Origin of the sequence: Thermococcus gorgonarius (assembly GCF_002214385.1) — an archaeon.
Lineage (GTDB): Archaea > Methanobacteriota_B > Thermococci > Thermococcales > Thermococcaceae > Thermococcus > Thermococcus gorgonarius.
The window spans coordinates 1,206,773-1,229,576 of sequence record NZ_CP014855.1 but is presented as its reverse complement, the minus strand read 5'-3'; the positions used below and the strand labels follow the sequence as shown (position 1 = coordinate 1,229,576).

Annotated in this window: 25 protein-coding genes and 2 pseudogenes; 20 read left to right on the top strand and 7 right to left on the bottom strand. The window is 51.9% G+C overall.

Annotated features, from left to right (window positions below; genetic code table 11):
* The first annotated feature begins 32 nt into the window (after positions 1 to 32).
* Entirely contained in the window at positions 33 to 617 is a 585-nt protein-coding gene (locus A3K92_RS06810; RefSeq protein WP_088886060.1) for a HemK2/MTQ2 family protein methyltransferase, read from the top strand.
* On the opposite strand, the gene A3K92_RS06805 is transcribed toward A3K92_RS06810, so the two are convergent.
* From A3K92_RS06805 to A3K92_RS06785, 5 genes are all read right to left on the bottom strand, one after another.
* Positions 618 to 2,429, bottom strand: coding sequence for a pyruvate/oxaloacetate carboxyltransferase (locus A3K92_RS06805; RefSeq protein ID WP_088885544.1), 1,812 nt, complete (start codon positions 2,427 to 2,429; stop codon positions 618 to 620).
* Positions 2,430 to 2,583: 154 nt separating this feature from the next.
* Positions 2,584 to 3,054, bottom strand: a complete 471-nt coding sequence (locus tag A3K92_RS06800; protein ID WP_088885543.1) for a DUF371 domain-containing protein — start codon at positions 3,052 to 3,054, stop codon at positions 2,584 to 2,586.
* Positions 3,011 to 3,595, bottom strand: a complete 585-nt coding sequence (locus A3K92_RS06795; protein ID WP_088885542.1) for a thymidine kinase — start codon at positions 3,593 to 3,595, stop codon at positions 3,011 to 3,013. The genes A3K92_RS06800 and A3K92_RS06795 overlap by 44 nt, the downstream gene beginning before the upstream one ends.
* A gap of 38 nt (positions 3,596 to 3,633) precedes the next feature.
* A complete protein-coding gene (locus A3K92_RS06790) occupies positions 3,634 to 4,059 on the bottom strand; it encodes an NfeD family protein (protein WP_088885541.1) in 426 nt (141 codons plus the stop codon).
* Positions 4,060 to 4,064: 5 nt separating this feature from the next.
* The gene (locus A3K92_RS06785) at positions 4,065 to 5,021 is read right to left on the bottom strand and encodes an SPFH domain-containing protein (RefSeq protein ID WP_088885540.1); all 957 of its coding nucleotides are present in this window, start codon (positions 5,019 to 5,021) and stop codon (positions 4,065 to 4,067) included.
* A 152-nt stretch (positions 5,022 to 5,173) separates the two neighbouring features.
* Between A3K92_RS06785 and A3K92_RS06780 the strand changes: the two genes are divergently transcribed.
* The 5 genes from A3K92_RS06780 (at position 5,174) to A3K92_RS09680 (ending at position 9,918) form a co-directional block, all read left to right on the top strand.
* Positions 5,174 to 7,069: a phosphoadenosine phosphosulfate reductase domain-containing protein gene (locus A3K92_RS06780; RefSeq protein WP_088885539.1), complete on the top strand. Its 1,896-nt coding sequence runs from the start codon at positions 5,174 to 5,176 to the stop codon at positions 7,067 to 7,069.
* A gap of 101 nt (positions 7,070 to 7,170) precedes the next feature.
* Positions 7,171 to 7,782, top strand: a complete 612-nt coding sequence (locus A3K92_RS06775; protein WP_088885538.1) for an HVO_0476 family zinc finger protein — start codon at positions 7,171 to 7,173, stop codon at positions 7,780 to 7,782.
* A 47-nt stretch (positions 7,783 to 7,829) separates the two neighbouring features.
* Positions 7,830 to 7,997: a hypothetical protein gene (locus A3K92_RS09475; protein WP_198361930.1), complete on the top strand. Its 168-nt coding sequence runs from the start codon at positions 7,830 to 7,832 to the stop codon at positions 7,995 to 7,997.
* A gap of 164 nt (positions 7,998 to 8,161) precedes the next feature.
* Positions 8,162 to 9,619: an IMP dehydrogenase gene (gene guaB / locus A3K92_RS06770; protein ID WP_088885537.1), complete on the top strand. Its 1,458-nt coding sequence runs from the start codon at positions 8,162 to 8,164 to the stop codon at positions 9,617 to 9,619.
* Between the two features lie 167 nt (positions 9,620 to 9,786).
* Positions 9,787 to 9,918 carry a phosphoribosylaminoimidazolesuccinocarboxamide synthase gene (locus tag A3K92_RS09680; RefSeq protein ID WP_257789293.1) on the top strand — a complete coding sequence of 44 codons (132 nt, stop codon included), beginning with the start codon at positions 9,787 to 9,789 and terminating at the stop codon, positions 9,916 to 9,918.
* Between the two features lie 50 nt (positions 9,919 to 9,968).
* On the opposite strand, the gene A3K92_RS09470 is transcribed toward A3K92_RS09680, so the two are convergent.
* A complete protein-coding gene (locus A3K92_RS09470) occupies positions 9,969 to 10,133 on the bottom strand; it encodes a hypothetical protein (protein WP_198361929.1) in 165 nt (54 codons plus the stop codon).
* A 90-nt stretch (positions 10,134 to 10,223) separates the two neighbouring features.
* Positions 10,224 to 10,715: pseudogene (locus tag A3K92_RS09630) on the bottom strand (AIR synthase related protein); the annotation flags it as partial.
* A gap of 72 nt (positions 10,716 to 10,787) precedes the next feature.
* On the opposite strand from A3K92_RS09630, the gene A3K92_RS06765 reads away from it, so the two are divergent.
* The 14 genes and pseudogenes from A3K92_RS06765 (at position 10,788) to A3K92_RS06710 (ending at position 22,589) form a co-directional block, all read left to right on the top strand.
* Positions 10,788 to 12,098: a beta-galactosidase trimerization domain-containing protein gene (locus A3K92_RS06765; RefSeq protein WP_232460857.1), complete on the top strand. Its 1,311-nt coding sequence runs from the start codon at positions 10,788 to 10,790 to the stop codon at positions 12,096 to 12,098.
* The gene (locus A3K92_RS06760; RefSeq protein ID WP_232460856.1) at positions 12,095 to 13,063 is read left to right on the top strand and encodes a glycosyltransferase family 2 protein; all 969 of its coding nucleotides are present in this window, start codon (positions 12,095 to 12,097) and stop codon (positions 13,061 to 13,063) included. The genes A3K92_RS06765 and A3K92_RS06760 overlap by 4 nt, the downstream gene beginning before the upstream one ends.
* The gene (locus A3K92_RS09625; protein ID WP_232460855.1) at positions 13,060 to 13,449 is read left to right on the top strand and encodes a hypothetical protein; all 390 of its coding nucleotides are present in this window, start codon (positions 13,060 to 13,062) and stop codon (positions 13,447 to 13,449) included. Before A3K92_RS06760 ends, A3K92_RS09625 begins: the two co-directional genes overlap by 4 nt.
* Entirely contained in the window at positions 13,443 to 14,606 is a 1,164-nt protein-coding gene (locus A3K92_RS06755) for a helix-turn-helix domain-containing protein (protein ID WP_088885536.1), read from the top strand. The genes A3K92_RS09625 and A3K92_RS06755 overlap by 7 nt, the downstream gene beginning before the upstream one ends.
* Positions 14,575 to 15,072 carry an archaeosortase family protein ArtF gene (gene artF, locus A3K92_RS06750; RefSeq protein WP_232460854.1) on the top strand — a complete coding sequence of 166 codons (498 nt, stop codon included), beginning with the start codon at positions 14,575 to 14,577 and terminating at the stop codon, positions 15,070 to 15,072. The genes A3K92_RS06755 and artF overlap by 32 nt, the downstream gene beginning before the upstream one ends.
* A 119-nt stretch (positions 15,073 to 15,191) precedes the next feature.
* The gene (locus A3K92_RS06745) at positions 15,192 to 15,932 is read left to right on the top strand and encodes a hypothetical protein (protein ID WP_088885534.1); all 741 of its coding nucleotides are present in this window, start codon (positions 15,192 to 15,194) and stop codon (positions 15,930 to 15,932) included.
* Between the two features lie 17 nt (positions 15,933 to 15,949).
* Positions 15,950 to 18,058 carry a 6-pyruvoyl-tetrahydropterin synthase-related protein gene (locus A3K92_RS06740; RefSeq protein ID WP_232460853.1) on the top strand — a complete coding sequence of 703 codons (2,109 nt, stop codon included), beginning with the start codon at positions 15,950 to 15,952 and terminating at the stop codon, positions 18,056 to 18,058.
* 170 nt (positions 18,059 to 18,228) lie between these two features.
* Positions 18,229 to 18,390 (top strand): hypothetical protein, encoded by a 162-nt coding sequence (locus A3K92_RS09620; RefSeq protein WP_232460852.1) that lies wholly within the window; start codon positions 18,229 to 18,231, stop codon positions 18,388 to 18,390.
* Between the two features lie 249 nt (positions 18,391 to 18,639).
* Entirely contained in the window at positions 18,640 to 19,842 is a 1,203-nt protein-coding gene (locus A3K92_RS06735; RefSeq protein WP_232460851.1) for an MFS transporter, read from the top strand.
* 21 nt (positions 19,843 to 19,863) lie between these two features.
* A pseudogene (locus A3K92_RS06730) lies at positions 19,864 to 20,333 on the top strand (DUF1297 domain-containing protein); the annotation flags it as partial.
* A gap of 67 nt (positions 20,334 to 20,400) precedes the next feature.
* Positions 20,401 to 21,324 (top strand): glutamine-hydrolyzing GMP synthase, encoded by a 924-nt coding sequence (guaA, locus tag A3K92_RS06725; protein WP_088885533.1) that lies wholly within the window; start codon positions 20,401 to 20,403, stop codon positions 21,322 to 21,324.
* 43 nt (positions 21,325 to 21,367) lie between these two features.
* Entirely contained in the window at positions 21,368 to 21,577 is a 210-nt protein-coding gene (locus A3K92_RS06720) for an antitoxin family protein (protein WP_088885532.1), read from the top strand.
* The gene (locus tag A3K92_RS06715) at positions 21,574 to 22,023 is read left to right on the top strand and encodes a type II toxin-antitoxin system VapC family toxin (protein WP_088885531.1); all 450 of its coding nucleotides are present in this window, start codon (positions 21,574 to 21,576) and stop codon (positions 22,021 to 22,023) included. The genes A3K92_RS06720 and A3K92_RS06715 overlap by 4 nt, the downstream gene beginning before the upstream one ends.
* Positions 22,020 to 22,589, top strand: coding sequence for a GMP synthase subunit A (locus A3K92_RS06710; protein ID WP_088885530.1), 570 nt, complete (start codon positions 22,020 to 22,022; stop codon positions 22,587 to 22,589). The genes A3K92_RS06715 and A3K92_RS06710 overlap by 4 nt, the downstream gene beginning before the upstream one ends.
* The last annotated feature ends 215 nt before the right edge of the window (positions 22,590 to 22,804 follow it).

The window sequence follows — 22,804 nt, the reverse complement described above, 5'->3', positions numbered from 1 at the left end:
TGGCTATAAACCCTCTTTTCCTTTTATCAACCATGATCATGGAATATGAAGGCCTGAGGCTCAAGCTCCACCCACAGGTGTACGAACCCGCGGAAGACACCTTTCTGCTCGCGGAGAATCTCGCCGTAAAGCCCGGTGACGTTGCCCTTGATATGGGCACGGGAACAGGTTTGATAGCGCTCTTGATGGCGAGGAAAGCTCGCTATGTACTCGGTGTTGACATCAACCCCATTGCGGTAAAGCTGGCCAAAGAAAACGCCAGACTGAACGGTATTAACAATGTTGAGTTCCGCCTCAGTGACCTCTTCGAGGACGTAGAGGGAGAATTTGACTTGATAACCTTCAACGCTCCCTACCTGCCCGGTGAACCGGAGCAGCTCATTGATCTGGCCCTCGTCGGTGGAGAAAGCGGAAGGGAAGTCCTAGATAGGTTCATAGATGAGGTGCCGCACTACCTCAAACCGGGCGGGGTCGTTCAGATAGTCCAGAGCTCGATAACAGGGGTTGAGGAAACACTAAAAAGGCTGGAAAAAGTCGGATTGACTGCGAGGGTTATCGCTAAGAGACACATATTCTTTGAAGACATAGTTCTGATAAACGGGAGAAAAGAGGAGTAGCTACTCGATCTCCATTAGTGGGTCGCCCGTGTTTACGGTGTCGCCTTCTTTCACGAGGATTTTCTTAACCACACCGTCTTTTGGCGCTGGAATCTCGTTCTCCATCTTCATGGCCTCGAGGATGAGCAGCCCCTGGCCCATCTTTACTTGTTCGCCTTCTTTGACTAATATTCTAAGAATCTTGCCCGGCATTGGAGCCGTGACGACGCCTTCGCCAGCTGGAGTTGGAGTCGGCGCCGCTGGCGCGGCAGGAGCGACCGGAGCTGGGGTGGGAACAGGCGAAGGAACACTTGGGGCAGAAACTGGCATCGTGCCAATGGATGAAGCTGTTGTGTGAGTCTGAGCCGAACCTGCTATTTGGGGCAAGTATTTAAGCGCGCTCAAATCAACGCCCTCAATCCCCACCTCAAACTCGACTCCATTGACGTAGAGCTTGAGCTTTTGAGCACCCGGTGGCATTGGGGAAGTCTTTATTCCTCTTTTTCTCCTCTCAAAGAACTCCTTGGCGATCTGTGGGAAGAGGCAGTAGGTCAGAACGTCCTCCTCTTTCTCGAGGTAGCCGAGTTTCTCAAGCTCTTCCCTGCACTTCTCCAGCATGGGTTCAAGGAGCTCACCGGGTCTAACTGTTATCGGCTCTTCGTCGCCGAGGACGCGCTTCCTCAGCTCTGGATTTACCTCCGCTGGCGACCTGCCGTAGAGGCCCTTGATGTAGTTCCTGACTTCTTCCGTTATGCGCTCGTATCTGCCGAAAAGGACGTTGAGAACCGCCTGGGTGCCCACAATCTGGCTTGTTGGAGTGACCAGCGGCGGCCAGCCGAGGTCTTCCCTTACGCGCGGTATCTCCTCCAAAACCTCCTGGAGCCTGTCTAGGGCCTTCATCTCCCTTAACTGGCTTATCAGGTTGGAGTACATCCCACCGGGAACCTGGTACTTGAGAACGTAGGGGTTGACCATGAGGGCCTCTTTGTGGAGTAATCCAGAGTACTTCTCGTCCAGGAGCTTTTTGAGGTAGCGCGAGACCTCGTGGATGAGCTCGCGGTCGAGGTGAGAGCCAACGGCCTCAGGAAGGGCGTGCCATACCGTTTGTATGCCCGGCTGGGCCGTTCCAAAGGCGAGCGGGCTTATGGCTGTGTCTATGTAATCCGCTCCAGCTTCGACGGCTTTCATGTAAGTCGCAACCGCCATTCCAGTCGTGGAGTGGGTGTGGACGTTGACCGGAACGCCGTAGGTCTCCTTTATCTCGCTGACAAGCTCGTAGGCCTTCCAGGGCGTCAGAAGGCCAGCCATGTCCTTTATGGTTATGACATCGACATCGAGCTTTAGCAGCTCTTCAACCTTCTTCATGTAGTACTCGAGCGTGAAAACCTTCCCTGTCGTGTAGGCTATTGCACCCTGAACCTCCGCTCCCACTTCCTTGGCCTTCCTTATCGCTACCTCCATGTTCCTGACGTCGTTGAGGGCATCAAAAACCCTGAATATGTCTATCCCGTTTTTATGGGCCAGCTCCACGAACTTTTCGACCACGTCGTCGGGGTAGTGCTTATAGCCGACAACGTTCTGACCGCGGAGGAGCATCTGGAGCTTGGTCTTCTTTATGCTCTCCCTCAACAGCCTAAGCCTCTCCCAGGGATCCTCGTTGAGGTAGCGGATGCAGACATCGAAAGTAGCCCCTCCCCAGACCTCCATTGAGTAGAATCCGATTCTGTCCATCTTCTCAGCTATGGCTAACATGTCCTCCGTCTGCAGGCGCGTCGCTATGAGCGACTGATGAGCGTCCCTGAATGTGGTGTCTATAATCTCAACTCTCGCCATTTCTCTCACCCATCCTGATGATTCTCGCAGGCTTTTTAATGCTTTTCGTTTTATGACGAGTTACTATTAGGCAAAAAGCGAACAGATCTGTACTGGAATGCCCACTTGCGCGGGCATGAACCAAAAAGAGGAGCGGCTTCACGTGGAGTCCCCTTCACGGGTCAGAATCGATAATTATTAGTTCCACGAGTGCCTCTGTCTGGGGATTTCTGAGCTTCTCTATTATCTTTCTGTCTATGTCTTTCGCTGCCTTGTTGGCCCTTATCGCCAGCGTCCTCGCGTCTATGTAGTCACTCTTCCTCACGACCATGGAGTGGGGGTGGTCGAGTATCAAGTTCGGACTGCCCTCGGCCGTTATTTCGTCCACGAGGCCTCCGACCTTTATCCTGATCAGGAGCTTTCTCCCCTCTTTAAGGGCAGCCCTGAACTCCTCGCTCAGGTCGTTTATTCCTTTGTCCGCTGAGATACAGATTATGCAGTCCCCCCTTGGCGTTAGGTAGTTCTCCTTCGTGAACTCCAGGGTCGAGCGGTGAGTTGCTTTTACGTTCTCGTGCCCCCTGCAGCGGACTACCTCGACCAGCTTACCCTTCGGGGACGATGTGGTGTTCCCTGCATCTCGCCTCATAGCTCTCCCTCCCCCCAACCTGTATGACCGGCGAGTTCCTTGGGGCGGGCTTTCCGTCAATGAGCCTCTGGCTCCTCGTTGCCGGTCTTCCGCAGACCGTGCAGACGGCGGTAAGGTATACTATGTTGTCGGCCCTCACAAGGAGCTCCTTGGTGACTGGGAACGGGTCGCCCTTGAAGTCGAGGTTTAATCCACTGGCTATGACGTAGACCCCTTCATCTGCCAGACCGTTGAGAACCTCTACTATCTTCATCGGAAAGAACTGCACCTCGTCGATCCCTATGACCTCAAGGCCCTCCTTAAGGGTTATCTCCCTTATTAGCTCCACTCCTTCTTCGTTCGTTGGCACGACGTAGGCCCCGTAGCTCAGCCCGTTGTGGGCAACAACCTCTTCGGCAGAATAGCGGGTATCTATTGCCGGCTTGAAGAGCGCGACCTTCCTCTTGGCGAAGGCCTGCCTTTCGACCCTCTTTATGAGTTCTGTGGTTTTTCCGGCGAACATCGGGCCGGTGATTATTTCAAGAAACCCTCCAGGATGCATTCGATCACCGGAGGAAGTGAAAAAGGGGGGTTAAAACTTTACTGCTTAGCTTTCCTCACGATCAGCTTGACACCGTCCACCCCAGTGACCTCCACTTTATCACCGGGCTTGAGGTCATCCTCGCTGATGGCTATCCACCTGTCCCCTTCGAGCTCCACGAGGTAGTGATCCTCCCCGACTTTAACGACCTTCCCGACCTTCCCGACGGGGTCGAAGGTGTACTTCCTCTCCCTCTCGCCGATGTCCTCAACGTCCCTCCTGATGTACCTGCCGACCGCTATGTAAGCCATCACCGCGGCTATCAGGGCCAGGACGAAGCTCTCCATGAAGTTCATGCCGAAACCTAGGAAAAGGCCCAGGGTCGCGAAGGCCACGCCGATGGGCGTTATGAAGGCCGTGACCATCATGTCCAGGATGATTATGAGGAGGCCCAGGATGAGGAGAAAAATGGGGAGGGCTTCCATAACCCTCACTCCATCAGCTTTTTGAGATTCTCAACGTCTTCAGAACCCATATCACCCTCGGTCCCCTGGGGTTCTTCCTTGTTGCTGGGCGGTGCAGGAGGTATCGGGGTCTCCTTGACCTTCTGGAGTATCCTGAGGAGGCCTATCAGTGACTCGGTATCGTAGGGAACTATGAGGTTGCCGTACTTGGCCAGATCCGGAAGCTTCTCGATGTACTGGAGTGTGAGATACTTCTCGTCTGCCATCTTGAGCGCCTCGAGGACTTTTCTTATTGCCTGGGCCTGACCTTCCGCGATGAGTATCTGCCTCTGCTTCTCACCCTCGGCCTTTAAGATGGCCGCCTGCTTCTGACCTTCAGCTTCTCTGATGGCCGCTTCCTTCTTACCCTCCGCGAGGAGGATCATGGCCCTCTTCTCCCTCTCAGCCGTCATCTGCTTGGCCATCGCCTCCTGGATGTCCTTCGGCGGGTCTATGCGCTGTATCTCGACGCGGGTTATCTTGACGCCCCAGCGGTCGGTTATCTTGTCGAGCTCTTCCCTAAGGCGGGCGTTGATTATGTCCCTCCCGGAGAGGGTCTCGTCGAGCTCCATCTCACCGATTATGGCACGGAGGTTCGTCTGGGCGAGCTTGATTATCGCCATCAGGAAGTTGCTCACGTTGTAAACGGCCTTAACGGGGTCGAGGATCTGGTAGTAGACGACGGCATCGACTGTGACAACGACGTTGTCCTTGCAGATGACCTCCTGAGGTGGCACGTCGATGACGTGCTCGCGCATGTCAACCTTCTTAACGCGCTCCATGAATGGGATTATGAAGTGGACTCCCGGATCGAGTATCCTGTTGAACTTTCCGAGCCTCTCCACGAGGCCCCTCTGGTACGGCCTTATGACCTTCACTCCAAGCACCAGCAGCAGCAAAAGAAAGCCGCCCAGTATCAGGAGTGCAACAGCGGCGAAGCCCATTACCATCACCACCAGGAAATTTTCATGTCTCTTTTAATATTTTTCCTTATAAACGTTCCCTCGGAAAAAGTTGGACAATACCGGAAGGAGAAAACTCCGGTCGTCCTATTACCTTATAAACCCCCATCCCCTTCTCGTCCCAGGTGAGAGAAATGGGAAGGCCCGTATTCCTCGGTAAGGCTTACATAAACTGGTGCGAGAAGTGCAACGTCCCGCTCATCGGCGATGCCTGTGCCGTTCATGGAGAAGAGGGGGTTTTTAGACTTGACATAACTCCACCGGGCGACCTGCGTTTTGCTTTTGAAAAGGACATCGAGTTCATCAGCTCGGTCTTTAGGGAGCACTTTGGAGTTGATGTAAGCAAAGTCCTCGACGGAAAGATTGTCCTCCTCAACAAGCTTCCGAGCGAGGACGATGCCTACGAGATCATAGTCGACGGCTACATCTTTGGCTACGTGAAGTTCGACCCAATCGAGCTCAGGTGGAGGGCTGGCCTAAAGGTTGAAGGTGCAATAGCACTCTGGAAGCTCTACGGAAAGAAAATGAAGAAGTGGGTGATCGTCGATAAAGGCGCAGTGGAGCCGATAAAGAGGGGCGCGAACCTTTTGGCTGTGGGTGTCCTTGAAGCTGACCCAAGCATAAGGGTAAACGATGAAGTAATCCTCGTCTCAGAGGACGGCAAGGTCTTTGCCACAGGAATAGCGAAGAAGGACTACGAGGCTTTAATCAGGGGCGAGAGGGGAACAGGTGTTAAGCCGAAGAGGCAGAAAATGGTTATGTACCGCGAGGGCAGAAAGGCCACAATGGAGGACGTCCTGAGGGCAAACAGCATAGCGCTGGAAGAGAAGGTCGTGAAGAGCAGGGAGTTCATGAGGCGCGTTGCGAGCAAGTACTCCGACCTCCCTGTGGCGGTTGCCTTCTCCGGTGGAAAGGACAGCCTAGCCGTTCTTGGATTGGCCTTGGAGGAGTTCGGAGGAGACTTTACAGTCTTCTTCAACAACACTGGCATAGAGTTCCCCGAGACGGTGGAGTATGTGGAGAGGCTTAGGAAGGAGCTTGAGCCGAGGGGAATAAGGTTCATAGTTGCCGACGCTGGCGACGCCTTCTGGAGGTCCCTCTACGTTTTCTCACCGCCCGGAAGGGACTACCGCTGGTGCTGCAAGGTTACTAAGCTCGGCCCGATAACTTTAGCTATAAAGGAGAACTACCCCAAAGGCGTCCTCATGTTCGTCGGCCAGAGGAAGTACGAGAGCATAAAGAGGTTTAAGCAGCCCCGCGTGTGGAGGAACGAGTGGGTGCCCAACGAGATTGGGGCATCGCCGATATTCCACTGGAGAGCGATAGAGGTCTGGCTCTACATCTTCAGCAGGAAGCTCCCATACAACCCGCTCTACGAGAGGGGCTTTGACAGGATAGGCTGTTTCCTCTGCCCGAGCGCTTCTTTGGCCGAGTTCGAGAGGCTCAAGAGGGAAAAGCCCGAACTCTGGGAGAAGTGGTTCAAAGCCCTGGACTACTGGAGGAAACGCCTTAACCTTCCAGAGGAGTGGATTACCTACGGCTTCTGGCGCTGGAAGAAGTTAAGCAAAGGTGAGAAGTCAATAGCGAGGAAGCTCGGCGTTGAAATTCCTGAGGAGCGCTCCTGGGAGCCGGTGAGGGTTGAGATAAGGGAAACGCCAGATGGCTACGAGCTGGAGTTCAACACGGTATTGAACAAAAAGCGCCTTCTTGAGGTCGCCCCGATCCTCGGCGAGGTTACCGTTGAGGGGGACATCGTTAAAGCTGGAGAGGTTGAGTTCCTGACCGGGACGAGGAAAGCCAGAGCGCCGAACGAGGAAGAAGCGTGGAGCGCCTATTACCTCGTCAAACGCGCCTACGAGTGCGTTGGCTGTGGCGTCTGCGTTGGAAAATGCCCTGAAAACGCGCTGAGCATAGACGAGAAGAGCAAGAAGATAGTGGTTGACTGGGATTCCTGCGTTCACTGCAGGGAGTGCATGGAGGTCTGCCCGCTGTTGAAGATCAAGAACCCCGAGGAGGGAAGCCAGCTCTGAGTTGCCAATCCCGTTGCCATTTGGGATTCGGCAAATTCAGGCCGGCCCCGGTATAGGGCACCTTTATAAACTCCTTTCCTTTTCTCCCACAGGTGAGGAAAATGGAGGAGATATTTGTCTGTCCCGAGTGCGGTAGCGAGAACGTTGAGGTGATAAGGGAGAGGGGAAGGGAGCTAACGCTGAGATGTAACGACTGCGGCAACGTCTGGCACGTTACGCTTCCCAGGCTGATTAAGGTCCCCCTCGTGGTCAGCAAGCATGAGGTCAGCTTCAAAACCTTCGCGGAGCTTCCGGAGGACGAGGAAATCAAAGTGGGAGACATCGTGGAGACCGAAGACGATGAGGTTCGGATTACAGGTATAGAGCTGGACGAGAACAAGCGCGTCAATCGGGCTAGGGTGGAGGAAGTCAAGACTCTCTGGGGCGAGAGCCTGACCTATCCAAAGGTCATCAAGGTGTCCATCTACCTCCCGAAGGGCATAACTCAGGCCTTCCGCGTCAAGGTTCCAAGGAACGAGGAGTTCGCCGTTGGCGAGGTCGTCGAGGTCGGCGGCTACACGTTCAAAATCGAGAAGATCAAGACGGAGAACAAAATGCTCCACCACGGAAAGGCCAAGGCCGATAAAATAGTGGCCATAATGGGCCACCACATTCCCAGGGCCCGGGCCAGGAGAAGTCTCGAGATATACAGGGGCTATGAGGAGGAATCCTGAGCTGAAGAGTGATGAGCTTGGCCGCTCCCGAGCCCGTGGTGATGTCTATGGAGCGTAAAACGGCTTATCGGGTGCTCCTCTTTCTCGTCCTTATTTTAACGGCCGCTTACACCCTCGGCCTCGTCGGTGTCCTGCCCTTCAGAGTGAGCTACTATATCACTATCTTCATGATTCTCCTCTTCTTGATCCTCCGGGCCGAAGCCAGAGGAAGTTGAAGAGCCTTTTTCCACGGTCATTTTTGATCTCTTTCTTGGAAGCTTGGGTCTTGTTAGGGGCTCTGGACAACCGCTTCAGTAACGTAAGCTCCCTCGTTTATCGCCACAACCCTTAAAAACCCTTGCCATTTTCGAGTCAAAAAGGGTCATGGAGGTAGGGTAATATGGGAAAATTTGAACAGAAACTTGTTAATGCTCTCAGGGCCTACACCTTCGACGACGTTCTTCTCATACCGCAGGCCACCGAAGTCGAGCCAAAGGATGTTGACGTCTCGACGAAGATTACCCCCAGAATAAGGTTGAACATCCCTATTCTCAGCGCGGCGATGGACACAGTGACAGAGTGGGAGATGGCCGTCGCGATGGCCAGAGAAGGAGGCCTCGGCGTAATTCACAGGAACATGAGCATTCAGGAGCAGGTTGAGCAGGTAAAAAAAGTAAAGCGAGCCGAGCGCTTCATTGTCGAGGATGTCATATCTATTTCTCCAGAGGAGACCGTTGACTACGCACTGTTCCTGATGGAGAAGAACGATATAGACGGTCTGCCAGTAGTTGAGGACGGGAGGGTTGTAGGGGTTATAAGCAAGAAGGACATAGCGGTAAAGCAGGGGAAACTCGTTAGGGAGGTTATGACCGGCGAGCCAATAACCGTTCCCGAGAGCGTGACGGCTGAGGAGGCCCTTCAGCTGATGTTTGAGCAGGGGATAGACAGGCTACCAGTGGTTGACGAGAACGGCAAACTCGTGGGAATAATCACGATGAGCGACCTGGCGAAGCGCAGAAAGTACAAGAACGCTGTTAGAGATGAGAACGGGGATCTGATAGTTGCCGCTGCGGTCGGGCCTTTTGACCTTGAGAGGGCTAAGGCTCTCGACAGGGCCGGAGCTGACGTCATAGTCGTTGATACGGCCCACGCCCACAACCTCAAGGCGATAAAGGCCATGAAAGAGATAAGGAAAGCCGTCGATGCCGATTTAATAGTCGGAAACATAGCCAATCCAAAGGCGGTTGACGACCTCACCTTTGCGGATGCTGTAAAGGTCGGAATCGGCCCCGGGAGCATCTGCACGACAAGGGTTGTGGCCGGCGTTGGTGTTCCACAGGTTACCGCAATAGCGCTCGTAGCCGACAGAGCGCAGGAGTACAGCCTCCATGTCATAGCCGACGGTGGGATCCGCTACTCCGGGGATATAGTTAAGGCGATAGCGGCTGGAGCCGACGCGGTAATGCTCGGCTCGCTCTTGGCGGGGACCAAGGAAGCCCCCGGTAAGGAGGTCGTAATCAACGGCAGGCGCTATAAGCAGTACCGCGGAATGGGCTCATTAGGAGCAATGATGAAGGGTGGAGCGGAGCGCTACTACCAGAAGGGCCACATGAAAACGAGGAAGTTCGTTCCGGAGGGAGTTGAGGGAGTAGTGCCCTACAAGGGAAGCGTGAGCGACGTCCTCTACCAGCTCGTCGGCGGTCTTCGATCCGGAATGGGCTACGTCGGTGCCAAGAACATCAAAGAGCTCAAGGAGAAGGGCGAGTTCGTGATAATCACGAACGCCGGCATCAAAGAGAGCCACCCGCACGACATCCTGATAACCAACGAGGCGCCGAACTATCCTGTGGGTAAGTGATTATCGGAGTGTGTAAATCTGTCTCAGAAATTCTTTTATTTTGAACTTCTTTTGTCAATCGAGCGATGGCATGAGCGGGCTCTACTACGAGGATGACCCTCTCCACGGCCCGAGGATAAACCATCACGCAAATGTTCTAAGCATAGACTGGTCTGAAGTAGGGGGAGATGGAGGGGATATCATTCAGGGGGCGCGGGATAATTCTGATAGAGTTCAAGCTCGGCAGCGAGATAAGCCCCGACACCTGCCGCTTCTGGGAGATGAAAACCGGGAAGAGCCCCGACAAGGGCTTATTCTGATTTTGACAAGAGAGACCTCGTTAAGGCTCAATATGGGCTTTAAAGGAGGCTCACGGGCGAAACTCCGAGTCATACGTGATTAAAACCGTATAGCAGCCTTTATCGTCTTTTTCTATCACCATCTTTCTCAGCCTGAGTCCGTATTCTTCTACGGCCCTCTCAACGAGCCTGGGAAGGTTCTCAAGGAAGGCCTTCTTCTTTATCGTGAGTTCCATCGAACCACCGAAAAAGATTAGGAAGAGAGTTTAAAGCCTTACTCCAAAGTTCTCACCCTATCCCCTGCCTATAGCGTCCATGTCAGCCCTCATGTTGAAGAGCCTGAACATCTCGTCCAGCGAGAGGCTGTACAGGCGCTTGAGGTTTAACAGTCCCCTCTCGACGCTTTCAATTAACTCCAGTGGTTTAACATAGATTCTCGTTGGCTATTGCTATTGAAATCAAGAGCCTCCTAGCGAGGGTTAAGCCGTTGGAATTAATACCAGAGCTGGGAATCTTTATTATTGCATCACCGGGTCTTATTCTCTTGTCTGCCATGGCTCTTCCTTTCTCAACCACTCCGATGGCCGTTCCGGCTAGTCAAAGCCATTGATGAGGTCAGGTATTACAGCAGTTGTCGCCAAATATCGCTTTGATCTTTGGCAATCTCGGAGAAAACTTTCTCACCCGGTTCTCTAATCGCTGGATAATCAACGAGCACAACGGGTTCTCCCGATGCAGGCCAGATCGTTGATATTCATGACTATCATGTCTATATCAATCGTGTCGAACTTTTCGACGGCTTCAACAGGGAGCACCTTAAATGCTAAAGGATTTATCGGCCGTTCGAGGGAGTGGCTAAACATTATAAGAGCACAAATACAACTTAGACTATGACTATGAAAAGGGTAAGCCCCCTAGTTATCATATTAATCAGTTTACTGCTCCTAGTTCCTTCTCCGGCTTCAGGTTATTCCCCCGCGAGAATACTTGTAGTATGCAGTGACGTAGATGACGTTATGATGGCCAACTCCCTGGGGAACAACTTTACAGTTGATATCATCTACCTGGGAAAAGACCTTCCTGACGACAGATCACCTTTATCCAGCCTTGAGTATCTCGCCCAATACGATGAAGTCTGGATACCTGATTTGAACCTCCAGTGGACGTATGGTGGGAGACTCTCTCAAAATGAAATTGATGCCCTCGAACAGTACGTGGAGGTTGGTGGTGTTCTTGTTCTTGGCCTTAACACATATGTCCAACACTGGAATAGGAAGTTTGACGAAGTCCTGGGGGTTAGCCTTCTGAGAATTAAATCATCCGGAGATGAAGTTTATATTAACTACAGCGGGGAGCTCTACCCCTACAACTCAAGCTTCCAGATCATCGTGGTCAGGCCCGTGAGAGCCGATGTAATAGCACGCTACAGCACGGGGGAGCCTGCCATTACCGAAGCACACTACGGCAGGGGCATCGGTGTGCTAATGACATTTAACCCCGTTAGAGCCTTTGTTGAACAGGATGAGAACTATGCCGCAATTTACAGGGACATAGCAATTAAGGGACTCGATGACAGGGCCTCAAAGCCCAGGCTTTCCACCGGAGAGATTATAGAATTAAAAGTAAAAAGGCTGGCCTTAAATCCCATCTTTATAGGGCTCACGGCTTTCCTCCTTCTGTTCGTTATGGCCTATCTCGGCTATCTCCCATGGGGCCTCATCCTTACTATAGCGGCACTCACGTTTCCCATTTCAAGGTACATATCGCGAAAACTTCAGGAAGAGCTCACTGATGCCCTGAAAGTCTTGGTGGGGGCAACCCTAAGCGAGCTCTCGGAGGAGCTAGGTGTTGAGCCAAAACGCCTGAAATTTCCAATAGCCGTGCTGAAGATTTCGAGGAAGGCGGAAATTATAGACCTCTCTGAGTTCGGGGAGAGGGACGTTCTCGTAACCCCGAGGGGAAAGGAGATAGAGGGAATGGCAGCTTGGGCGATTGGAAGACATCCAAAGCTGATGGAAAAGGTTACCATGAACCCGGGCATTAGGGTTCTCGACCTGGCAAGGTCTCTTAACATGCCTCCCTACGACGTCCTTGAAACGTTGAAGCGCCTCTCTGCTTACGGTGTCGTGGAGCTCAGGAAGATAACCTTTGACTACGAAGTTTACCCGACCAAGTCTTTAGTCAGGTGGTTCGAAGTATGAGAAGAAAGATAGCCTCTTACCTCTCGGCATTCATAATCTCCAGTTATCTGGTCTACTTAGACTACACCATGCTTCAGTACGTTGCCTGGGAAACTTCAAGGTTTCTTTTTCCGGGGATTGAGCACTATCCAGTGTATTCTTTCGTTAGGTACCTTTTCTACTTTACCGGTGCTTTCATAATACTCGTTTACACCGCATACTTCATATTTTACATTTACTTCCGCAGTTCTGAGGGGGCTACGAAATATCCCCGCCTCTATCCCAAAGTTTCCATAGTTGTTCCCGCATACAACGAGGGAATAAACATAGAGCGTCTCCTTGAGAGCATATACTACCAGGACTACCCCTTCAACCTCGTTGAGGTCATAGTTGTTGACGATGGAAGCCTCGATGCGACGGCTGAAATAGCCTCCTCCTGGGGAGCTAAGGTAATTTCCCACGAGACGAACCTCGGGAAGGCAAAAGCCCTTGAGGATGGCATAAAAGCGGCCACCGGCGACGTGATAGTCACAATGGACGCAGACTCGTACTTTGGCACGGGCTCGTCCCTGAGGTATCTCGTGGAAAGCCTCTACACGAAGCCTAAAATTGGAGTATCAACCGGCATAATTCGAATCGCTCCTAGAAAAGGTCACCTTCTGGAAAAGTTTCAGGAGATAGAGTTCCTCCATTCCTTTGAGGTTGGCAGGAGGGTTCAGTCCTATCTCGGCTGGCTCCTCGTTGTGCCTGGAGCTTTCTCGGCTTTCAAGTCCTACTTCCTCAAGAGGCTCCCCTCGGTGCCAAAAGACACACTGGCGGAGGATTTTGACCTCGGTATGATAGCTTACAGGGCGGGACTTGACTCTGTCTTCGAGCCAAACGCCATTGTCTACACCTATTCCAAGACCAGCTGGAGGGAACCTACAGGCAGAGGCTCCGGTGGTACTATGGAGGCCTTCAGGTTATTGCCAAGCATAGGGACATGATACTGAACAGAAAATACGGTGAGAAGGGCTTCTTCCTCTTCACCCACATTGTACTTCTGGAGTACCTGCTGTCCTTTATACAGGTGTTTGGTATGATATCGTTCCCTACGATAGTTCTTCTACAGTACGTTTTCGACGTCAGGATACTCGATTTCACCTTACCTCCTAATGTGATGGCGTTCCTCTTTTTCCTCGTTTTTACTCTCCAGTACCTTCCGGGGGTTCTCATGAGCTCAATTGCAATGGCGATAGAGCATGGTCTGGCCAAGGCTTTCAGGTACCTTCCGGCCGTCTTTCTCTACTATGTGCTTTATAACCCCCTGCTCTCGATAATAAAAGTCAATGCCATCTTCCGGTACATGAGGGGGGTGGTCCAGGGATGGTAAGAAAGCTACTCACCTTAATCTTTATTCTCACCCTTATTTTACCTTCAGTAACTGCGACGGCTATCTACCTCTACTCGGATCGGGGAGATATGTCCCTCTACGAGGCTATCTCCGAGAAGGAAAAAGTTGCCCTCGGCGGAGACGGTGACATAATCCTTGCCCTCGACCTCAACTATGGATTCCTAAACGAAAGCATGAGGGAAAGAGCATCGGGCCTTTTGAGGGAAGTAAAGTCCGGAAAAACCCTCATAGTTGGGCTTAACACCCTTCGAACACTGGAAAGTGATAAACCGGGAATATTAGGAGTACTTGGCCTAACCGTGAACTTCACGGAGATAGGCCTGGTTAAGATATCATCGAACAATGACCTGAAGTTTACCCCCTTCACTTACGACTCGGACACCTACGGCATAGCCCTCGTTGATGGAAAGGCCAAGCCAGTTCTTATCTCGGGGGATATCCCCGTGGTCAGCGAGCTAAGAGTCGGTAGGGGAAGGCTTGTTATTGTTTCCATAAACCCGAGCGCCCTCTATCTTGACACAAGAAACCCGGCAGTTGCGGAGTTCATTGTGGCAATCATAAGGCACTACAAAGGTGGCATCCCCCTGACCGGTGTGGCAGTTGGGGCGCTGGCTTCTGCGGGCGCGATTGCATACGCTCTCAACTCCAACAACCCCCACGTTCAGAGGCTCAGAGAGTTTTTGATAGGCCTTATTCTGGCGTTGGGTGCCTACATGCTTCCCGCGAGGGAAGTCCTTAAGAACGAGGTCAGAAAGGGCATCTACGAGTACGTAAAAGCAAAAGGATACACAACCATAAACGACGTCGTCTCAACGTTCTCAATTTCGAGAACCAATGCCCGATGGCACCTCTCGGTACTCAAGAGGTCCGGTTATGTAGATGAGACAGAGGTGGGCAATACAAATATTTTTTATCCCGCAGGAAAAAGAAAAGAGGCAATAAAGGCGTTCCTTCTCGAGAACAGAACCAGGAGGGAAATTTTGAAAATGATTAGGGGAGGGAAGTCCCTCAGCGAAATCTCCAGGGTTCTCGGGCTTAGCAAGTCCACCGTCCACTACCACCTGAGCATACTTGAGGAGTACGGCCTCATAAAGCCAAGGGAGGATGGAGGCGATGAAGTTGCCGAAGATACCTGAGCTTGTCATGTTCATAGGCTCGCTCATAGTTTCAACCGTTGTTGTCATGGTTTTGGGCGTCAAGTTTGGAGGCCCTCTGATAAAGGTGGAAGCGTCCAACATACACGGCCTCCTCTCCATCGTCGGCATCCAGAACACCCTCCTGGGGAATATAATATATCTGCCCAGTGAGAGGGTAGCCTTCGAGATAACCTGGCAGTGTAGCGGGATGTTCAGCATAGCCCTTTATACCGTGGTCTACTCTGTGATTCCGAAGCTCAGGAGGCACTTCAGAGAATACATCTTCGGAGTATCCACGATATACCTCCTGAACCTCGCCAGGATTTTTCTGGCCATATACCTATACTATACCCTTGGTGAAGGAGCTTTTTCGCTGTTCCATTACACCATAGGGCCGCTTCTCATGTTCACGGTGGTTGTCCTTCTCCTCGCGAACGCGTTTATGAAGAGCCTTCATCCAAATTGAACTGGATCGAGATGAAAAGACCTTGGGAAATTTATAAGTTGACTCAGCATAAATTGTTCGAAGGTCTGACTAAAGGTTATTTAAAGTCGAACCAGGTATAAATAATAGAGGTGAGAGATATGGTTGGTGTTGAGAGAGTGAAGGTTGCAGTTCCTATCATAACGCTCGTGCTCGTCCTCATGGGGTTAGGAAACGTTAGCAGTGCTGAAATGAGTGGCCAAATGCTCCACGTGTGGGATCACAGCCTGGACAGTTCCTATTATGTATACCGGCAGGTTAACTCCAGCGAGTACCCCCTCAGCATTCAGTGGGACGCTTACGCCTTCAACTATACCCAGGGAACGCAGTACGTGGCTATTATGGCCCTTGTGGACAGCAATGGACGTGCTTGGGGATTCTTCTGGAAGAACGGGACGGTGGCTATTTTCTCCGGCACGAGTGATCCCTCAGGCAGTACTCCGGTATATACCACCAGCGATGGCTCGTCTCCACATACATACAGGATCGAGGTCGTTTATAATCCGAATAACAACAAGCTTAAAAACCTGCTTTATTACATAGACGGCCAACTGGTATATAGCCAATCTAAGAACACTCCCCAGAGCATAAGCTCTATTGAAGCCGGGGGAATATTCAGCGGAGGGAAACAATTCGATCTATACTTAGACAACGTTGTCTACACTTACGCGCAAGGCGAGAAGACTGAGGACTTCGAAGACGGTCAGGATGACTTCTTTGAATGGGAGCCTGTTGGTACCGATGACGGCAAAAGTGGAGCAAAGGTCACCGATAACACTCAGGTCCCCGAGTTCCCGTTCCTCGAACCCCTCTTCGACTACCTCGCCTCAATAATCGGATGAAAGGGATGGGATGAGGGATGGTTGAAATCAGAAGCGTTAAAATCCGTGAGGCCCTCTTTATACTCTCTGTTTTCTTCTTCTCGCTCTTCGTGTTAAGGGGGTTCCTCTCTTCGGGCTATCCTCCTTCCTGGGGAGGCGACGCCTACGGCCACCTCTTCAAAATATGGAAGCTTATGCAGGGCTACTCCTCATGGATTGAGGACTGGTACAGCGGCTACCCCTTCCTGAGGTTTTACCCGCCCCTCTCATACTTTGTTGGTGCTCTCCTGGGTAAAATAGCTTCATCCGCGATAACGGGCTATAAACTGACCGTCCTGCTGGCAATTCTGGTGGGTGCCCTGTCCACCAGGATTCTCCTCAAAGAGCTCGGCTTCTCCGATGCTTCTTCTTACTTGTCAGGAATCGTCTACGCCTTCTCAGTCTACCATCTAAGGGTTCTCTCGCCTGAGGGGAACTTTCCGAGGTTCTTTGCAATCAACCTTGCCCCCCTTTTCATTCTGGCGTTACTTTATATAACCCGCAAAAACTGGAGATACGCCGTGCTCTCGGGCCTCTTTCTGGCCGCTGTGGGATTAGCTCACCACACCCTTTTCGTGAGCTTTGGGCTGATGGTAACGTTTTTTCTCCCCTACATCTGGATAACGAGGAGGAATGAAATTAGAGACATAGCCCTTAACCTGTTCATAGCCGGTGTTACAGCCTTTTCCATTTCATCCTTCTGGGTTCTTCCGTTTTTGCTGGAGAAGGGCAACGCCCACTTCCTAAAGGAGAACAGAATTGAATATCTATTTAAATTCCAGAGTATAAAATTCTCGAATATACTGATCCATTCGGATCCTTGGTCCTTTTACCAGGGGCTGGCTTTCTATATGGGGATCATAGGGATTGTAGTCCTTTTAGTGAAAAAGGAGAAGCCAGAGAGACTTCTTGGGGCGGGCCTTCTCGGGGCTTCTCTCACGGCTATATTGCTTTCTCTTGGCTACTACGGCCCAACTCCCTTCCTCAACAGGCTTCCCCTCCTAGACATGATACCCCCCTGGAGGTGGATAGACTTTGTTCCCTTCGCTTCGGCAATCGGCGTCGGTGCTCTCTTTGAAGTTCCCAGTGGGCTTATCACTCAAAAAATCGGGAACGGTGAAAAAAGAAAGGCAGTTGCTGGAATTCTCCTCGTGTTCTTCCTTGTCCTCCCCCTTTCAGACGTTAGACTTCAGGTTAACTCATTAAATTCCGAGGACTTTCCCGGAGATTACCTGGCCGTTCTGAATTACATTAAGAACGACAACTCGACCGGCTGGAGGTTTTATCAGCCGGCCGTTGCGATAACCCATGGTTGCAGGGTTGCTTATACGCCGGCCCTCGCGGGAAAGCCCTCTTTAGACGGATGGTACAGACAGGGCGATCCTGCTTATCCCCAGCACTCTTACCTGAACTACGCTATGGAAAAGGATCCAGGGTTCGCTGAGAAAGCCCTCAGGATATACTCTGTGAAGTACGTTATAACGGATGAAAACTATAGGGGTTACGGGGACATAACAAGGAACCTCAGAAGCTTTGGCTTTGAGGAGGTATACTTCTCCGGCCCCTTCCACCTCTACCGCTGGAGCAACTTCACCTTCCTCCAGCCCAAGACTGGTATCCTCGTTATCGGCGACTGGCCGATTGACCTTGAAGTTCCCTACGAACGCGGAAGCTTTGTGGACGATTACGCTAAAGAGCTCTCCAGTTACTCTCTTGTCATCCTGAACGGCTACAAGTACAGGGACGTTGGAGCATGGTTCGACCTTCAGGAGTACGTTAAGAACGGTGGTATTCTGGTCGTCAACACCTTCAGAAGCCCGGATGCAGAGGCGGAGCGCATGGGGGTGAGGTCTCTAATAGTAAAGGTTCAAGGGAGGGCCAACCTCAGTTCAACTTTCTTCAACACCTCGAAGTTCTCCGAGTTCCAGTACGAGGGCCAGCCCTGGACTGCCACCGCTTATACTGGGAGTATAGTGCCCCTCATTAAGTTTGGGACCTTACGGTTCTTGGCTATAAAGATTATGGCAAAGGGCGCGTCTACTTTGTCGGTCTTAACTTTCCATACCATGCAATCTATACCAGCAATGACTACGAGAAATCCATCCTGAAAGAGCTTCTCACCCCATATCTCGGGGTTCCAGAGCTGAACTACACCGTTCTTGAGCTCGGCGATGGGAGGATAAGGCTCAGGTACAGCCTTGAAAGACCTTCGAAAGTAATTGTAAGCGAGAACTACTTCCCTCACTGGGAGGCGAGTGTTGACGGAAAGAAGATTTCGGTGGAGAAGAACAGTGAGTTTGGCCTCATCGAGCTGAACCTCCCAGCTGGGGAGCACGAGCTTGAGCTGAGCTTTGAAGACCCCTTCGTTCCCCTCCGTTACTTAAGCCTGCTCTCCATATTCCTCACGTTGGGTCTCCTTTTGTTCCTGAGAAGGGCTTGAGGTAATTATAGCCGACCGCTGCCGATTGAGAGGGAGATTGAACTCTGGGTAGGGGCGTGACCTTTGTTTCCTTTTTACTGGAAACACTAAACCGGCTTTAATCCGCAGAATATTTTTTGGATTTCTGTAAAAACTAATTAAATTGCGGTTTTTTCCGGAAACGCCACATCTAATTCGAGGAACGTTTTTAAATCTCCACCTAAGCTACATCTTGCTACCCATGACTCATACCGATTTGGGGGTGATAGTTTGAGAGATAACCGGTGGAAGTTCGTTATCATGGACATGCTGCTCGTCGCGGCCGGCTTTGGGACGATGCACATGCTCGAGAAGTTTAAGGGTGCGGTTATCACTCATTACGGCATAACTGAGACGGTTTTTAATTACCAGCAGCCTGCCTACGTCGTCGGCCTTTTCGTCGCGTTCCTCCTTGGAGGAACCAGCCTCTTTAAGGGCTCCTTCAAGAGAAGCGTGGCTCTAATAGTCAGCTTCGCGGCTATACCTCAGTTCCTGATTCCCTTCCTGCCAAACTGGTGGGGAATCGTTGCGCTGCGCTTCTTCCAGGGTTTCATCGTTGCGCTGATAGCAGTCTTCAGCAACCAGATCGCGAGACTCTTCCTGGCCGAGAGGCCCTTTGCCAAGGGGGTAGTCCTTTCAGGAATCTTCTGGGGTGGGATCTACGGCATAAAGCTTGCCAAATGGGTGGGTGGAGGTGAAGCGAGCTGGTCCTCAGTCAGAGAGGCCTTCATTATCTCCGCCGCCCTTATGTACCTAATGCTTGTCCTCTGGTGGTTGTTCGTTGAGGACTTTGAGATACCCAAGGAGAAGCACTCAGCAAAGGGGGCCAACGTCTGGAAGATGCCCTTTACCTGGGTCTTTGGATTCACATTCTTCCCGGCCCTATGGATAGTCTTCACCCTTGGCTCGTTCACCCTTCACCACGTGAGCTTCTCCGAGGCACAGAAGGCCAATCTGGTCATAGTCCTTGAAGCCTCAATGGGATTCTGGTCGATAGTCATGGGCTACCTTGGCTATCGCCTCTCAGTCAAAAACACCTCCAACCGCGGCCTCTTCAAAGCCATCGTTAGCGTTATGACCCTCTCCTACCTCGTGACCTTCATAGGCCTCTTCGTCGTCTGGAAAGCGACGAGCGCGAACGACTACACCCTTGCTCTGCTCGGCTTTGCCATAGCCGGTATCGTCCAGGGAACAGGCCCTGCCTTCTGGACGACCGCTCCAGCGGCCTATCCGAAGGAAATCTACCCTGAGGCCAGCTTTGCCCTTGGTTTGATCTCCAACTCAGCCAACGCAGTCGCTCCGAACGTCATGCTCGTCCTGGTGAAAAGCGTTGCTGTGGGAATGGCGATATACCTAGGCATGAGCCTTCTTGGAATACTGCTCCTCCTAGTCTCCTCCAGGATGAGGCTCCCCGTTGAGGAACTCAGGACTTAAGTTCTGATTTTGCTCTTTTTCGTTTTAATGTTCTATAACTACTTTTACTCAAAGCTTGCAGTTGAGCCTGATCTGATGAATATTGACAGGCGCTACGAGAGCAACGCCGATGCAATAGGCAGAATACCCGCCAAAGAACAGCTTGGTCTGGGACTGGAGACCAACTACACGGTTATCGGCAACATCCCGATAGTCCTCCGCGAGAGCCTTCTGATGGACGTGATTGAGGCGGGTGAAAAGATTGTGAAGACTGCTGAGAAGCTCATAGGCGGTCTCTGGGGGCCGTTCTGCCTCGAAGGGTGTCCACGGAAGAGATTGAGTTCGTCGTCTTTAAAATCTCGGCCAGAATCGTCGTTGGAACCAACCCCTTCGTCCACGGCTCGCCCTACAGCTGGCTCCTCTATGACAAACTCGTCAACACCGGCAGGAGGATCGCGATGGAGCCAAGGTGGGCCTTTAAGGAGAATGGGCTCAGGGAAGTTTTAACATGAATTTGTTAAACTTCGTGAGGATAAGTTTATATATTGACCCTCAAACGCCTACAAAAAGGTGGTGCTCATGTGGGAGAAGTTCATCGAGGAGAAAGTTGAGGAGATAAGGACGACCGTCGGTGATGGAAAGGCTCTAATAGCGCTCTCCGGTGGTGTGGACAGCTCGACGGCCGCGGTTCTTGCCCACAGAGCAATAGGCGATAGACTCCACGCGGTCTTCGTCAACACAGGCTTTATGCGCAAGGGTGAACCTGAGTTCGTCGTTAAGACCTTCCGCGACGAGTTCGGCCTTAACCTGCACTACGTTGACGCGAGCGAGCGCTTTTTCAGTGAGCTTAAGGGCGTAACCGACCCCGAGGAAAAGAGGAAGATCATCGGCAGGGTCTTCATCGAGGTCTTTGAGGAGGTCGCGAAGGAGATAGATGCCCAATTCCTCATTCAGGGAACCATCGCCCCGGACTGGATTGAGAGCAGGGGGAAGATCAAGAGCCACCACAACGTCGGCGGCCTCCCAGAGAGGCTCAACCTCAAGCTCATCGAGCCGCTAAGGGACCTCTACAAGGACGAAGTGAGGGAGCTCGCCAAGGAGCTCGGCCTTCCCGAGAAGATATACAACAGAATGCCCTTTCCAGGGCCGGGGCTGGCAGTGAGAGTCCTCGGGGAGGTAACGCCGGAGAAGGTCGCCATCGTGAGGGAAGCGAACGCCATAGTCGAGGAGGAGATTGAGAAGGCCGGGCTGAAGCCCTGGCAGGCCTTCGCGGTTCTTCTCGGCGTTAAAACCGTCGGAGTCCAGGGCGACATAAGGGCCTACAAGGAAACCATAGCAGTTCGCGTCGTTGAGAGCCTCGACGGGATGACTGCCAATGCAATGAACGTCCCCTTCGAGGTGCTCCAGAGGATAGCCTTCAGGATAACGAGCGAGATCCCCGAGGTCGGGAGGGTGCTCTACGACATCACCAACAAGCCTCCTGCAACAATAGAGTTTGAGTGAGAACCTTTATTTATTTTTGAGTTGAGCTTAAAACGGTGGGAGCATGGATGAGATAATTGAGGCAGTTTATGAAAACGGCGTGCTGAAGCCCTTGAAGCCCTTGAAACTCAGGGAACACGAGAAAGTGAGAATCAAAATCCTTAAGGGTGACATAGTCGCGATGACAGAGAAGTTTAGAAAGGTAATAACCCCAGAGAAATTCGACGAGTCCCCAGAGGATTACCTTCTCAGGCTCAGGGAGGAGAGGCCATGAAAGTGGTCATCGATACTTCTGTCATCGTCAACTTGTTTTCTGGGTTCTACCCGGACAGGACTGAAATCGCAAAGAGGGTCGCAAAACTTGCAGAAAAAGGCCTTGCGGAACTTTACGCGCCTATCTTTGGTGAAATTGAGTTTATCTCAGTAATGAGACGGTTTTTAGAGGAAGAAGAGACGAGAGAGGCTCATGAAATATACCTCTCCCTCCTATCTGGATTGGTGGAGGAGGAACTTATAATCTCCCGCCTTAGGGAGCTTGCGTTTAAAACCGCTCACAGGGTTCCTGACCTGTACTTTATAGCAGCGGCTGAATTCATTGGGGCAATTTTAATAACCAACGACAGAAAAATGGCCGACTTGGCCAAATCCCTCGGTTTAAAGGCATTTTATCTGGTTGAAGAATCCGACGAGTTTTTCAAAGCCCTGGGGGTGAGTTCATGATAGTGATTATGGACAACGGCGGGCAATACGTCCACAGGATTTGGAGAACGCTCCGCTATCTCGGCGTCGAGGCGAAGATAATTCCCAACACGACGCCGCTTGAGGATATAAAGGCGATGAAGCCGAAGGGCATAATCTTCTCGGGCGGGCCGGACATAAACAAAACAGGCAACTGTGAGGCAATCCTGGAGCACTACGACGAGTTCAACGTGCCTATCCTCGGTATCTGCCTCGGCCACCAGCTGATAGCGAGGCACTTCGGCGGGAAGGCCGGAAGGGGCGATAAGGCGGAGTACAGTTTAGTTGAGATCGAAATCCTTGAGGAGAACGACATCTTCAGAGGCCTCCCCAGAAAGTTAAAGGTGTGGGAGAGCCACATGGACGAGGTTAAGGAGCTTCCCCCGGGCTTCAAGCTGCTCGCGAGGAGCGAGACCTGCCCGGTTGAGGCAATGAAGCACAAGGATTTGCCAATCTACGGCGTGCAGTTCCATCCCGAGGTGGCCCACACCGAGCGTGGTGCGGAAATCTACCGCAACTTCGCGGAGCTCTGTGGGGAGCTCAGCTAGTCGATCCTCTCTTCATCTTTCTGCAACGGGTTTAGTCATCATCGCCCGGAATTCATAGGCGAAAAACTTTTAAAGATTTCCTGATTACTTTTTCCGGTGATACTTTGGGGCACACGATTTATTATAAAACGAACATTTCAAAATGGAAGGAATTTAAGTCGTTCCTCCGGCGGATCTGCCGGGGTCTGGGCTACGATGTTGAGTTTCAGCGGGAG

What these genes read in the sequence shown, in the direction of transcription:
- A3K92_RS06745 (WP_088885534.1), top strand. Translation starts at nt 15,192, where the DNA reads ATGGTTGGTGTTGAGAGAGTGAAGGTTGCAGTTCCTATCATAACGCTC.
- guaB (WP_088885537.1), top strand. Translation starts at nt 8,162, where the DNA reads ATGGGAAAATTTGAACAGAAACTTGTTAATGCTCTCAGGGCCTACACC.
- A3K92_RS09625 (WP_232460855.1), top strand. Translation starts at nt 13,060, where the DNA reads ATGATACTGAACAGAAAATACGGTGAGAAGGGCTTCTTCCTCTTCACC.
- A3K92_RS06785 (WP_088885540.1), bottom strand. Translation starts at nt 5,021, where the DNA reads ATGGGCTTCGCCGCTGTTGCACTCCTGATACTGGGCGGCTTTCTTTTG.
- A3K92_RS09475 (WP_198361930.1), top strand. Translation starts at nt 7,830, where the DNA reads ATGGAGCGTAAAACGGCTTATCGGGTGCTCCTCTTTCTCGTCCTTATT.
- A3K92_RS09470 (WP_198361929.1), bottom strand. Translation starts at nt 10,133, where the DNA reads ATGGAACTCACGATAAAGAAGAAGGCCTTCCTTGAGAACCTTCCCAGG.
- A3K92_RS06740 (WP_232460853.1), top strand. Translation starts at nt 15,950, where the DNA reads ATGGTTGAAATCAGAAGCGTTAAAATCCGTGAGGCCCTCTTTATACTC.
- A3K92_RS06780 (WP_088885539.1), top strand. Translation starts at nt 5,174, where the DNA reads ATGGGAAGGCCCGTATTCCTCGGTAAGGCTTACATAAACTGGTGCGAG.
- guaA (WP_088885533.1), top strand. Translation starts at nt 20,401, where the DNA reads ATGTGGGAGAAGTTCATCGAGGAGAAAGTTGAGGAGATAAGGACGACC.
- A3K92_RS06810 (WP_088886060.1), top strand. Translation starts at nt 33, where the DNA reads ATGATCATGGAATATGAAGGCCTGAGGCTCAAGCTCCACCCACAGGTG.
- A3K92_RS06755 (WP_088885536.1), top strand. Translation starts at nt 13,443, where the DNA reads ATGGTAAGAAAGCTACTCACCTTAATCTTTATTCTCACCCTTATTTTA.
- A3K92_RS06805 (WP_088885544.1), bottom strand. Translation starts at nt 2,429, where the DNA reads ATGGCGAGAGTTGAGATTATAGACACCACATTCAGGGACGCTCATCAG.
- A3K92_RS09680 (WP_257789293.1), top strand. Translation starts at nt 9,787, where the DNA reads ATGGAGGGGATATCATTCAGGGGGCGCGGGATAATTCTGATAGAGTTC.
- A3K92_RS06715 (WP_088885531.1), top strand. Translation starts at nt 21,574, where the DNA reads ATGAAAGTGGTCATCGATACTTCTGTCATCGTCAACTTGTTTTCTGGG.
- A3K92_RS06775 (WP_088885538.1), top strand. Translation starts at nt 7,171, where the DNA reads ATGGAGGAGATATTTGTCTGTCCCGAGTGCGGTAGCGAGAACGTTGAG.
- A3K92_RS06800 (WP_088885543.1), bottom strand. Translation starts at nt 3,054, where the DNA reads ATGAGGCGAGATGCAGGGAACACCACATCGTCCCCGAAGGGTAAGCTG.
- artF (WP_232460854.1), top strand. Translation starts at nt 14,575, where the DNA reads ATGGAGGCGATGAAGTTGCCGAAGATACCTGAGCTTGTCATGTTCATA.
- A3K92_RS06710 (WP_088885530.1), top strand. Translation starts at nt 22,020, where the DNA reads ATGATAGTGATTATGGACAACGGCGGGCAATACGTCCACAGGATTTGG.
- A3K92_RS06790 (WP_088885541.1), bottom strand. Translation starts at nt 4,059, where the DNA reads ATGGAAGCCCTCCCCATTTTTCTCCTCATCCTGGGCCTCCTCATAATC.
- A3K92_RS06795 (WP_088885542.1), bottom strand. Translation starts at nt 3,595, where the DNA reads ATGCATCCTGGAGGGTTTCTTGAAATAATCACCGGCCCGATGTTCGCC.
- A3K92_RS06765 (WP_232460857.1), top strand. Translation starts at nt 10,788, where the DNA reads ATGACTATGAAAAGGGTAAGCCCCCTAGTTATCATATTAATCAGTTTA.
- A3K92_RS06760 (WP_232460856.1), top strand. Translation starts at nt 12,095, where the DNA reads ATGAGAAGAAAGATAGCCTCTTACCTCTCGGCATTCATAATCTCCAGT.
- A3K92_RS06720 (WP_088885532.1), top strand. Translation starts at nt 21,368, where the DNA reads ATGGATGAGATAATTGAGGCAGTTTATGAAAACGGCGTGCTGAAGCCC.